The 11,624-nt window shown below is 62.2% G+C and carries 11 protein-coding genes; 8 read left to right on the plus strand and 3 right to left on the minus strand.

What is annotated here, in order from left to right; genetic code table 11:
- Positions 1-226 precede the first annotated feature (226 nt).
- Entirely contained in the window at positions 227-526 is a 300-nt protein-coding gene (locus J2Y41_RS18670) for a DUF4193 domain-containing protein (RefSeq protein ID WP_224089614.1), read from the plus strand.
- Positions 527-529: 3 nt separating this feature from the next.
- Here the strand turns inward: J2Y41_RS18670 and J2Y41_RS18675 are convergent, their stop codons facing one another.
- Positions 530-1,021: a DUF3093 domain-containing protein gene (locus J2Y41_RS18675; RefSeq protein ID WP_396133568.1), complete on the minus strand. Its 492-nt coding sequence runs from the start codon at positions 1,019-1,021 to the stop codon at positions 530-532.
- A gap of 79 nt (positions 1,022-1,100) precedes the next feature.
- Between J2Y41_RS18675 and dut the strand changes: the two genes are divergently transcribed.
- From dut to J2Y41_RS18695, 4 genes are read left to right on the plus strand one after another with little or no spacing between them, the layout of a single operon-like run.
- Positions 1,101-1,610: a dUTP diphosphatase gene (gene dut / locus J2Y41_RS18680; protein ID WP_224089615.1), complete on the plus strand. Its 510-nt coding sequence runs from the start codon at positions 1,101-1,103 to the stop codon at positions 1,608-1,610.
- Between the two features lie 56 nt (positions 1,611-1,666).
- Entirely contained in the window at positions 1,667-2,434 is a 768-nt protein-coding gene (locus J2Y41_RS18685) for a DUF3710 domain-containing protein (RefSeq protein ID WP_309930679.1), read from the plus strand.
- Complete coding sequence (locus J2Y41_RS18690; protein WP_224089618.1) at positions 2,427-2,804, plus strand: hypothetical protein; 378 nt, start codon at positions 2,427-2,429, stop codon at positions 2,802-2,804. Before J2Y41_RS18685 ends, J2Y41_RS18690 begins: the two co-directional genes overlap by 8 nt.
- A complete protein-coding gene (locus J2Y41_RS18695; RefSeq protein WP_309930681.1) occupies positions 2,801-3,583 on the plus strand; it encodes a DUF3159 domain-containing protein in 783 nt (260 codons plus the stop codon). The genes J2Y41_RS18690 and J2Y41_RS18695 overlap by 4 nt, the downstream gene beginning before the upstream one ends.
- Here the strand turns inward: J2Y41_RS18695 and J2Y41_RS18700 are convergent.
- Together J2Y41_RS18700 and J2Y41_RS18705 are read right to left on the minus strand one after the other, a co-directional pair.
- On the minus strand, positions 3,553-4,287 hold the full coding sequence (locus J2Y41_RS18700) for a TrkA family potassium uptake protein (RefSeq protein WP_224089620.1): 735 nt from the start codon (positions 4,285-4,287) through the stop codon (positions 3,553-3,555). The genes J2Y41_RS18695 and J2Y41_RS18700 overlap by 31 nt on opposite strands.
- On the minus strand, positions 4,287-4,958 hold the full coding sequence (locus J2Y41_RS18705) for a TrkA family potassium uptake protein (RefSeq protein ID WP_224167094.1): 672 nt from the start codon (positions 4,956-4,958) through the stop codon (positions 4,287-4,289). The genes J2Y41_RS18700 and J2Y41_RS18705 overlap by 1 nt, the downstream gene beginning before the upstream one ends.
- A gap of 115 nt (positions 4,959-5,073) precedes the next feature.
- On the opposite strand from J2Y41_RS18705, the gene J2Y41_RS18710 reads away from it, so the two are divergent.
- The 3 genes from J2Y41_RS18710 (at position 5,074) to acnA (ending at position 11,489) form a co-directional block, all read left to right on the plus strand.
- Entirely contained in the window at positions 5,074-7,050 is a 1,977-nt protein-coding gene (locus J2Y41_RS18710; protein WP_224089621.1) for an APC family permease, read from the plus strand.
- The gene (locus tag J2Y41_RS18715; RefSeq protein ID WP_309930685.1) at positions 7,047-8,414 is read left to right on the plus strand and encodes a TRAM domain-containing protein; all 1,368 of its coding nucleotides are present in this window, start codon (positions 7,047-7,049) and stop codon (positions 8,412-8,414) included. Before J2Y41_RS18710 ends, J2Y41_RS18715 begins: the two co-directional genes overlap by 4 nt.
- Before the next feature lie 264 nt (positions 8,415-8,678).
- The gene (gene acnA / locus J2Y41_RS18720) at positions 8,679-11,489 is read left to right on the plus strand and encodes an aconitate hydratase AcnA (protein WP_224167096.1); all 2,811 of its coding nucleotides are present in this window, start codon (positions 8,679-8,681) and stop codon (positions 11,487-11,489) included.
- The last annotated feature ends 135 nt before the right edge of the window (positions 11,490-11,624 follow it).

Below are 11,624 nucleotides of genomic sequence, written 5' to 3' on the forward strand. Positions count from 1 at the left end.
TGCCGTGATATTCCGGCGAAAATGGCAGAATGCCGGCCGGTTCCGTCCCTGCAATCCGAGCTCAAATTGCTGCCTCTGGACAATCGCTGGACAGGGGAGGACAATCTGGCCGATATCGGGCACAAATCCGGGGCGTCCGGCGTTACACCCTTAGACCGGCGGCGGGCAGGAAATCCGCCAGGCCGGAATCCTACCCGGAGCAAGTACGACAGGACGAAGAAGGACCATGGCCACGGATTACGATGCCCCTCGAAAGACCGAGGAAGACGTCAGTGAGGACTCGATTGAGGAACTCAAGACGCGCCAGTCGGGGAAGCAATCCTCTGCGGTGGATGTCGATGAGACCGATCTTGCCGATGGCTTCGAGCTCCCCGGAGCGGACCTCTCCGGAGAAGAGCTCCTTATTCAAGTCATGCCACCACAGCCTGACGAATTCACGTGCTACAACTGCTTCCTTGTGAAGCACCGCTCCCAGATTGCAGCTGAGAGGAACGGGCACCTGTACTGCACGGAATGCGAGAGCTAGCAGCTAGCGCGCGCCCAGCGCAGCGACGAGTTCGTCCGGGCGGCGCGAAGACACCAGCCAGTAGGGTGTTCGATCGGCGGGATCGGTGATCTCGATTTTCACGACGGCATCGATCCACCCGCGGAAGCACATGTAGGCGAGGCCATTGAGGCGGGTTCCACGTTCGGCGGTGGCCGCCTCTTTTTTGAAGGCCTCGACGCTGCCGACAAATTTACGGTCGATAGTTGCCCGTCCCACCCTAAGGCTGTCCCGCGTAACGGTGATGGTGGGTGTTGAAACCACCAGCAGGGTGGTCATGACGGCCAGAAGCACCAGGGCGGCGGTGATGCCCGCGGCGGCACTGATGGGTGCGAACATCAGGATTCCGGCGCTCGAGAGGCCCACGACGACAACCCAGATCCAGATGGTCGGCCATAATTTCTCGGTGAAAAGCACCTCGGAGGCGGAGGGACTGTTCCGGGCAGGCATGGGGACGGACTGGTCAGGCGTAGGCATGGGTCCAGCTTATCGGCCCTTGGGCCGGCTAACTGCCCGGAGTGCCCGCAGGGATGTGCCCCACGTAGAATGGTCCACTGTGAGCAACGAGACCGCAGTATTCAGTAATGACACCACCGCAGCGTATGGCGCGCCCACTTTGGACGTTCAGCTGAAAATGCTCGACGCCGGGCTGGAAGCACCGTCCTACGCGCACCCGGGCGATGCCGGCGCGGACCTGCGGGCCCGCGAGGACGTGAAACTTGCCCCGGGTGAACGGAAATTGGTTCCTACGGGCGTTTCGATTGCCCTCCCGGATGGCTTTGTGGCACTGATCCACCCGCGGTCCGGGCTCGCCACCAAACATGGCCTCACCGTTGTCAATGCACCCGGGACTGTGGACGCAGGTTACCGCGGCGAAATCGCGGTCACCTTGTTGAACACTGACCTGAACCACGCCATTGAGCTCAAGCGCGGCGATAGAATTGCCCAAATGGTGATTCAGCGCGTCGAGTACGCGCGCTTCGTGATGGTTGATGATCTATCCGACTCCGCCCGCGGTACGGGCGGCTTTGGTTCCACTGGCGGATTCAACGCACCGGTGGCCTGATAACCCACGGGGTTGCGGTTTACTTGGGGATAGACCACTACTAAGGAGACAACCCAATGCTTTTTGGGCGCGGCAAAAAGTCCAAGGCCGAGCGGCTGGAAACCGCTGGCACCGTCGAGGAAAACGACGCCGTTGAGGCAACAGCCCCTGCAACCGGCGCGTCCGGTACCAAGGGTGATTTCCGGCTTGGCAAAGGTCCCTGGGACATCGATGAGATCGAGGACCGCGACGGATATGTGGATCTCGGCGCACTGCTGATCGCACCTGCCCACGGACTCCAGCTGCGGCTGGAAGTGGAAGAAGCTACCCAGCGCGTGGTGGCAGTGACCATGGACCTGGCTGGCTCAAGCCTTCAGCTCCAGGCGTTCGCCGCTCCGCGTTCGGAGGGCCTGTGGGACGAGATCCGCGAGCAGATCGGCCAATCGGTAGCCAGCCAGGGTGGCGAGACAGAAGAAGTATCCGGAACATTTGGCACAGAGCTCATCGCCAAGCTTCCCGCGGAAGCTACCGACGGCAGCCGGGGTTTCCGCGCCGCCCGCTTCATGGGTGTGGACGGCCCCCGCTGGTTCCTGCGGGGAGTCCTCGGTGGCGAAGCCGCACTGGACCGGGAGGCCGCCGCCGCCCTGGAGGAGCTCTTCCGGCGCGTAGTTGTTGTCCGCGGCGACAACCCGATGCCGCCGCGGGAACTGTTGCAGCTGCGCCTGCCCAAGGACGCTGCCGCCCAAGCCCCAGCCCAAGCCCAGGTTCCCGATCCCGATGCGCAGCAGGCCGGTCCTGCCATGCAGCAGCCGGAGCGGGGACCGGAGATCACCCAGATTGGCTGATACGCCCGGCTCTACAGGACCGTCCAGCCAGCAGTCCCAGCAAGTCGCTATCCGTGATCTCCCTTCCCGCGGCAGGGCCACCTGCACTGGGTTCATCGAGTCCGTCACGCATCAGCCGCCAAGTGAGCAACCTTTCTTTTCAGCAGTGGTGGTGGACGCGTTGGAGCACAGTTTCCAGCCGTCGGTTGGTGGCGGGGGAGTGAAAAGGCCCTATGCGCGGTTGCGCGTCATCTGGTTGGGCAGGAACCGTGTACCTGGGATTGAAGCAGGAGTTGAGCTGCGCCTGAACGGCATGGTGACGCAACTGGACGGCTTGCCTGCGATGTTCAATCCACGCTACGAAATACTTTCCCGTCAGGAGCACCTATGACCGTGGCCAACGGATCAGAGCCGAAGGATTCCGCACAGCCGAAGCCAGGCGGGACTGAAACCCCGGCCACTGGGTCAGCCAAGACCCCGGCAGCCGAAACCCCGGGGGTGGCGGAGTTGGCTGCGGGCTATGCAGAAAAGGCAGGGCTTCAGCGCAACAGTGCCGGCCATGTAGACATGTTGAAGTCTGCCGGGGGAGTGCAAGGCATCGCGGAGAGTATCCTGCCGGGCCTCGTTTTCCTCGTGGCCTTCACCATAAGCCGGGACTTGACGGTTTCCCTGGTCGCGGCGTTGGCGACGGCAGCAATCTTCACTGTTGTCCGCCTGATCCAACGACGCCCGTTGACGCAGGCACTTGCCGGTGTGGTCGGCGTCGGGATTTCTGCTTGGTTGGCCAACACCACAGGGAAGGCCGAGGACTTCTACGTTCTCGGCTTCTTCACCAACATTGCCTACATCGCGGGCATGGTACTTTCCATCGTCCTCAAATGGCCCATTGCAGGGTTGCTGTTCGGATTCGTCCGCAACGAGGGTCTCGAATGGCGCAAGGATCCCGAACGCCTGCGGGCGTACCAGCTTGGTACTTGGATTGTTGTGGCCGTGCTTGCGCTGCGGCTGGTGGTGCAGGTGCCCCTGTACTTCCTGGGTGAACCAGGCTTGACGGCGTTGGCGACTACCCGGCTCCTCATGGGTGCACCGCTGTACATCCTTGGCCTTTGGGTGGCCTGGCTTGTGACCAAGCCGGCACCTCAGCCGTCGAAGCCGTCGTCCTCGGCCTGATCCGCAACGCCGGCATCGCCGTCGCGGGGTCCCTGGCCTGCCATCGACGCCGGCGACAACAGTGCCCGCAGGCCGTCCTCTGCCTGGATGGTGGTGACGAAGAACAGTTCGTCGCCACCATCGAGGACATCGTCCCGGCTTGGGGTGATGGGTGCCTGGTCGCGCAGGATGGCTACCAAGGTGGCGTCTTCCGGCCACTCAATGGCGCCCACTGTGCTCCCAATGACGTGGGAGTCGTGCGGAACGGTAAATTCCACGATCGAGGCGACGCCGGTCTGCAAGGTCAACAGCCGGACGATGTCGCCGATTTCTACGGCTTCCTCAACCAGCGCAGTCATGAGTTGGGGAGTGTTGACGGCGACGTCCACACCCCACGAGTCGTTGAACATCCAGTCGTTCTTGGGGTTGTTGACGCGCCCAACAGTGCGGCCCACGGCGAATTCCGTCTTGGCCAGCAGGGAAACCACCAGGTTCACTTTGTCATCACCCGTCGCTGAAACCACGACGTCGGCATCCTCAAGTTTGGCGTCCTGCAGCGTGCTGAGTTCGCAGGCATCGCCCACCAGCCAGCGCGCACCCCGAAGGCCGCTGCGGCCAATGACTTCAGGCTTGAGGTCGATGAGCAGGATTTGATGGTTGTGGGCCAGGAGCTCACGGGCAATGGACGAGCCGACGCTGCCTGCGCCAACGATGACAACTTTCACTAAGACTCCTTGGCCGGTGCTTTGGCGAGGACCCGGCTGATCTCCGAGGTCCTGTCCAGGCTCAACATTGCGTGGACGGTATCGCCTTCCTGGTACGCCGTTCCCGGCAGGGGCAGGAGGCCTTCACCAAAACGCGTCAGGAAGGCTATGCGAATGCCCGCGGCAGCTTCAATGGACGTCAGGCTGTGGCCAATCCATCCTTCATGCAGGTCCACTTCTGCCAGGACGAGCCGCCCTGATGGCTCCCGGTAATCGCCGGCGAGATGCTGTTCGGGGAGAATGCGCCTGAGGACCTGGTCGGCGCTCCAGCGCACGGCGGCCACGGTGGGAATGCCGAGGCGTTGGTAAATTTCGGCGCGTCCGGGATCGTAAATACGGGCCACGACGTGTGCCACATGGAATGTCTCACGTGCTACCCGGGTGGCCAGGATATTGGAATTGTCACCACTGGAAACTGCGGCGAAGGCGTAAGCCTCTTCCACTCCGGCCTGCTTGAGCGTGTCCCTGTCGAAACCTACGCCGGTGACCTTGCGGCCGGTAAACGTGTTGCGAAGCCGACGGAACGCCCGCTCGTCCTGGTCGATGATGGCCACCGAATGGCCGGCGTCTTCCAAAGTGTGTGCCAGGGTTGCGCCAACACGGCCGCAACCCATGATCACGAAGTGAGCCACCGTGTCTCCTTATGTGTGTTTACCGTGCCGCTGCGTATGACTTTACCGGTGCGGCGGACGTAAGGCGGCGACCGCCGTCATGACATCGCCGGGGATTCAGAGTAGTTTTGCGAAAGTGTTGACAATACTGAATGCTGCGAAGCGTGTGGTTGTGGGCCGGCCAGTCCGGAATGACCGCTTATCCCACACCCTCTTGCCCAAACGCATCGCTTTGCCGATCTTCGCCTCGGACGCCCTGTCTTCAGTGGCCTACGCGCCGGATGAAATCCTGCTGACCCTGGCTCTCGCCGGTGTCAGCGCCGTGGCCTTCTCCCCGTTCGTCGGCTTGGCCGTGATGGTGGTTTTGCTCACAGTGGTTGCCTCCTATCGGCAGAATGTGCACGCCTACCCATCGGGCGGGGGCGACTATGAGATCGCCAACGTCAACCTGGGCAAATATGCCGGGCTCACCGTTGCTTCCGCGCTCTTGGTGGACTACGTCCTGACCGTTGCGGTATCGATGTCTTCCGCAGCCGCCTACCTCACCACGGCGATCCCTTCATTGCACGGCCAACAGGCGATGATCGCGACTGTGGGCGTGATCATTCTCGCCCTGGTCAACCTGCGGGGCATCAAGGAGGCCGGCACGGTCTTCGCCGTTCCCACCTATATCTTCATGGCGTCCATCCTGGGCATGACCCTCGTGGGCATCTTCCAGGCGCTGACGGGACAACTTGGCCAGGCGCCATCCGCCAACTTCACCATCGTGCCCGAAGCCGGCTTCGATGAAGGCCTCGTTGGACTTGCCGGTGCATTCCTGTTGCTGCGTGCCTTTTCCTCGGGCGCCGCGGCATTGACGGGTGTGGAGGCGATCAGCAACGGGGTGCCCAATTTCCAGAAGCCCAAGAGCAAGAACGCTGCCACAACACTGCTGTTGCTGGGCGCGATCGCGGCGGCCATGCTGGCCGGCATCCTTTACCTCGCCAACGCCACCAAGGTCCACATTGTTCTGGATCCCGCCAAGGAATTCCTACTTGACGGCAAGCCGTTGCCCGAGGGCTATATCCAGAACCCGGCCATCAGCCAGATCGCAGACACCATTTTTGGGGCCGGTTCCATTCCCTTTTACGTGGTGGTGGCCGCCACTGGCGTCATCCTTGTCTTCGCTTCCAACACCGCCTTCAACGGCTTCCCCGTGCTGGGATCCATCCTTGCGCAGGACGGCTACCTGCCCCGCCAGCTCCGAACCCGCGGCGACAGGTTGGCCTTCAGCAACGGCGTGCTGGCCCTGGCCGCCGGAGCGCTGGTCCTCATCCTTTCGTTCAACGCCGACGTCACCAAGCTCATCCAGCTGTACATCGTGGGTGTCTTCATTTCCTTCACCGCCAGCCAACTCGGCATGGTCCGCCACTGGGGCCGGGAACTGAAACTGGCCAGGGACAAGTCGGTACGCCGCAGGATCATCAAGTCCCGGACCATCAACATGGTGGGCTTCGGCATGACGGGGTTGGTCTTGGTCATCGTCCTCATCACCAAGTTCGAGCAAGGTGCCTGGATCGCACTCCTGGCAATGTTCGTGCTGTTCCTCATCATGTGGAGTATCCGGGCGCACTATGACAATGTTGCCAAGGAGTTGGCAGTTGACGAGGATTCATCGCCGCGCGCATTGCCCACCCGGGTCCACGCCGTTTTGCTTGTGTCCCACGTCCGCAAGCCTGTATTGCGTGCCCTGGCCTACGCCCGGGCGTCGCGGCCTTCGCGACTCGACGCGGTCACCGTGGATATCAACTCCGAAGAGACAGAACATACCGTCCGGGATTGGGAGAAGCTGGAAATTCCAGTACCCCTCACCGTACTGGCCAGCCCCTACCGTGAGACCGTGACTCCCATCATGGAGTACATCAAGAACATGAGACGCGACTCTCCCCGCGACTTGATCGTGGTGTACATCCCCGAGTACGTCGTGGGCAAATGGTGGGAGCAGTTGGTCCACAACCAGACGGCCCTCAGAATCAAGACGCGGCTCCACTTTGAACCTGGAGTCATGGTTGCCAGCGTTCCGTGGCAGCTGAAGTCCTCCGAAGAAGCAAAGGCACTGCAGGATACCCAATGACCTCCCACAGCATTTCACCCCTTACTGACAACAGCGGAGGCCAAGGTACAGCCGGCACCGAACTGACCGTTGACGTTGGCCCCGTCGCGCATGGCGGGCATTTCGTCGCACGCCATGAGGGCCGCGTCATCTTCGTACGCCACGGCATTCCGGGGGAGAAGGTCGGGATCCGGTTGACCGACTCCGGCGACTCGTCGCGCTTCTGGCGTGCCGACGTCGTGGAGGTCCTGGAAGCCTCGCCGGACCGCGTGCCGCACTTCTGGAAGCCGGCAGATTCGCTGGCGGCCTGGCAGCACGGAAATCCGCCCGTGGGAGGTGCCGAGCTCGGCCACATTTCCCTGCAGCGGCAGCGCGCCCTGAAGGCTGAAGTGTTGTCGGAGCAGCTCAAGAGACTCGCCGGCCTGGACCTTGCGGTCGAGGTTGAGGGCGTAGGTGCCAACGACGACGGCGGACTCGGCTGGCGTACGCGCGCCAGCTTTGCCGTGACCTCCAAGGGGCGGCTGGGTATGCATGCCCACCGTTCCGACGTCGTGGTGCCGATCCGGGAGATGCCCTTGGCACTTCCCGGAATCAACGACCTCAGGTTGTGGGACCTCGATCTCAGCGGGATAGCGCGTGTGGAAGTGGCGACACCTGCCAATGGCTCCAGGCCGCTGGTGTTGCTGGCGCCGGAGGAAACGACCAGTCCCAAGCGGCTACACAGCGTCCTTTCGCAGTTGCCGCATGATGTCTCCGTAGCCAGCTTCGATCCCGGCAAGGGCCAGGTGCTGCAGCTTCGGGGGAGGACCTGGGTGCAGGAATCGGCGGCAGGGCATGAATACCGTGTGACGGGCGAAGGGTTCTGGCAGATTCATAAGGACGCGCCCGATACCCTTGTGGACGCGGTGACCGGCTACCTCGCAGGCGGAGGGTATCTCCAACCCGGTGCGGCGGTGGCCGACCTCTATGCCGGTGCCGGACTTTTTACTGCTCCTTTGGCTGATGCGGTGGGCGTTACTGGTTCGGTTTTGTCCGTTGAAGGATCACCTGGCACCAGCCGTGATGCGCGCAAGAACCTGCATGGAGAATCCCATGTCGAGATCGTCCAGGGACGAGTGGAGCGGGTATTGCACCAGCGACCACGGAACTTCGATTCCCTGGTCCTGGACCCACCGCGCGTGGGTGCTGGAAAAGCAGTGGTAAACCAACTCATGGCCTCACATCCCAGGGCAATTGCCTATGTGTCCTGTGATCCGGCTTCTTTTGCACGTGATCTGGGTTACTTCCAGCAAGGGGGTTGGCGCTTGGAGTCATTGAGGGCCTTTGACCTGTACCCCCACACCCATCACCTGGAAACCGTCAGCCTCATCGTTCCCGCCGGTTAGGCCGGTTATCGCCCGTCACGCCACCGATGGCGGGCGATGCGTGGGTTGCCGCGTTTGATGGAGCTGCCTGACAGCGGTGCTTGAACGTGATCGATGCCACTACGATGGGCATAGTAGTCCCACATAGCAGCCCCGCTCCGCATAGTTCCGCGCGGGGGCAGGGGTTGACCAACTGAGAGTGCCGCCCGGCTAAGTAAGGTGCGCCTAACTGGCTAGCGGCCAACCACGCGACAAAGATGAAACTGTTGCGAGAGGAGTCCTGCCATGAGCACTGTGGACAGCTTCGGTTCCAAAGGCGTACTGAATGTAGCCGGCACCGATTATGAAATTTTCCGGTTGAACTCCGTAGAGGGCGCAGACAGCCTTCCGTTCAGCCTCAAGGTATTGCTTGAAAACCTCCTGCGGACTGAGGATGGCGCCAATATAACGGCTGACCACGTCCGCGCCCTGGCCGGTTGGGACCCCAATGCGGAGCCCGACACGGAAATCCAGTTCACCCCTGCCCGGGTCATCATGCAGGACTTCACCGGCGTACCCTGCGTTGTAGACCTCGCCACCATGCGCGAGGCCGTGAAAGAACTTGGCGGCGACCCCAAGCGCGTCAACCCCCTGGCACCCGCCGAAATGGTCATCGACCACTCCGTCCAGATCGACGCCTTCGGTAACTCCGGCGCACTGGAGCGCAACATGGAGATCGAATACCAGCGCAATGGTGAGCGCTACCAATTCCTGCGGTGGGGCCAGACGGCCTTCGATGACTTCAAGGTTGTTCCTCCGGGAACCGGCATTGTCCACCAGGTCAACATCGAGTACTTGGCCCGCACAGTCATGACCCGTGAGGTCGACGGCGTGCTTCGTGCCTACCCGGACACCTGCGTCGGAACCGACTCCCACACCACCATGGTCAACGGTCTGGGCATCCTGGGCTGGGGCGTCGGCGGCATCGAAGCCGAGGCTGCCATGCTTGGCCAGCCCGTCTCCATGCTGATTCCCCGCGTGGTGGGCTTCAAGCTCAACGGCAGCATCCCGGCCGGTGCCACCGCAACGGACGTTGTGCTGACCATCACCGAGATGCTGCGCAAGCACGGTGTTGTTGGCAAGTTCGTCGAATTCTACGGTGAAGGCGTTGCCGCTGTGCCGCTGGCAAACCGTGCAACCATCGGAAACATGAGCCCGGAGTTCGGTTCCACGGCTGCCATGTTCCCGATTGACGATGTCACCTTGGACTACCTGCGCCTGACCGGCCGTTCCGAAGAGAATGTCGCCCTGGTGGAGGCATACACCAAGGAACAGGGCCTCTGGCACGATCCTTCCCGCGAGCTGCGCTTCTCCGAGTTCCTCGAGCTGGACCTTTCAACGGTTGTTCCCTCCATCTCCGGCCCGAAGCGTCCCCAGGACCGCATCGAGCTGACCGATGCCAAGGAGCAGTTCCGCAAGGACATCCACAACTACGTCGCCATTGAAGACGGCAGCGTTGACGAGGCATTGGACGAATCGTTCCCGGCTTCGGATGCTCCTTCCTTCACGCACGCGGATTCGCACACCACGGAGACCGCACGCGTTGCTTCCGCCGCCAACGGCGCGCAGGGCCGCCCGTCCGCTCCGGTGCACATCAAGACCGCTGACGGCCGTGAGTTTGAGTTGGACCACGGTGCAGTATCGATCGCCTCGATCACTTCCTGCACCAACACCTCCAACCCGTCCGTCATGTTGGCTGCAGCCCTCCTTGCACGCAACGCCGTTGACAAGGGCCTGACGTCCAAGCCGTGGGTCAAGACTTCCGTGGCTCCGGGTTCGAAGGTCGTTACGGACTACTACGAGAAGTCCGGCCTGACCCCGTACCTGGAAAAGCTGGGGTTCTACATCGTTGGCTACGGCTGCGCGACGTGCATCGGCAACTCCGGCCCTCTGGAGCCGGAAATCTCGGAAGCCATCCAGGCCAACGACCTCTCCGTGACGGCTGTCCTCTCGGGCAACCGCAACTTCGAAGGCCGTATCAACCCGGACGTCAAGATGAACTACCTGGCCTCCCCGCCGTTGGTCATCGCTTACGCCCTGGCCGGTTCCATGGACTTCGATTTCGATACCGATGCCCTGGGCACGGACTCCGAGGGCAACGAAGTCTTCCTGAAGGACATCTGGCCCAACCCCATCGAGGTGCAGGAAGTCATTGACTCCTCCATCGACAAGGCCATGTTCGCCAAGGGTTACGAGGGCGTCTTCGACGGCGACGAGCGCTGGAAGGCACTGGACACTCCTGCAGGCGACACCTTCGCCTGGGCCGAGGACTCCACGTATGTCCGCAAGCCCCCATACTTCGAGGGCATGAAGGCACAGCCGGACCCCGTCAAGGACATCCAGGGTGCCCGCGTGTTGCTCAAGCTCGGCGATTCCGTCACCACCGACCACATCTCGCCAGCCGGCTCCTTCAAGTCCGACACGCCGGCAGGGCAGTACCTCCTGTCCAATGGCGTGGAGCGCAAGGACTTCAACTCCTACGGCTCGCGCCGTGGCAACCACGAAGTCATGATCCGCGGTACGTTTGCCAACATCCGCATCAAGAACCAGCTCCTGGACGGCGTCGAAGGTGGCTTCACCCGCGACTTCAGCCAGGAAGGTGCACCCCAGGCGTACGTTTACGATGCTGCGCAGAACTACCAGGCTGCGGGAACGCCGCTGGTTGTCCTTGCAGGCAAGGAATACGGTTCCGGATCATCCCGTGACTGGGCAGCCAAGGGCACGGCCCTCCTGGGTGTCAAGGCCGTCATTGCCGAGAGCTACGAGCGCATCCACCGCTCCAACCTCATCGGCATGGGCGTTCTTCCCCTGCAGTTCCCCGCTGGCGAGTCTGCGGCAACCCTGGGCCTGACCGGTACGGAGACGTTCTCGGTTGAAGGCGTCACGGCGCTGAACAACGGCACCACGCCCAAGACGCTCAAGGTCACGGCAAAGGCCGAGGACGGCACGTCCAAGTCCTTCGACGCTGTCCTGCGCATCGATACCCCGGGTGAAGCGGACTACTACCGCAACGGCGGCATCCTGCAGTACGTCCTGCGTCAGATCTCCGCAGCATAGTGAACCTGCTGGTTTCCAGCTGATTCTCCAATGCAGGCAGCCCCGGCTGGTCGCCCGACCAGCCGGGGCTGCTGCGTCTGTGGATGACTATTCATCCTCCACAGGCGCGAAAACGCCTGCCCCGGGCACGCGCTA

The organism is Arthrobacter sp. 1088, from assembly GCF_031455315.1.
GTDB lineage: Bacteria > Actinomycetota > Actinomycetes > Actinomycetales > Micrococcaceae > Arthrobacter.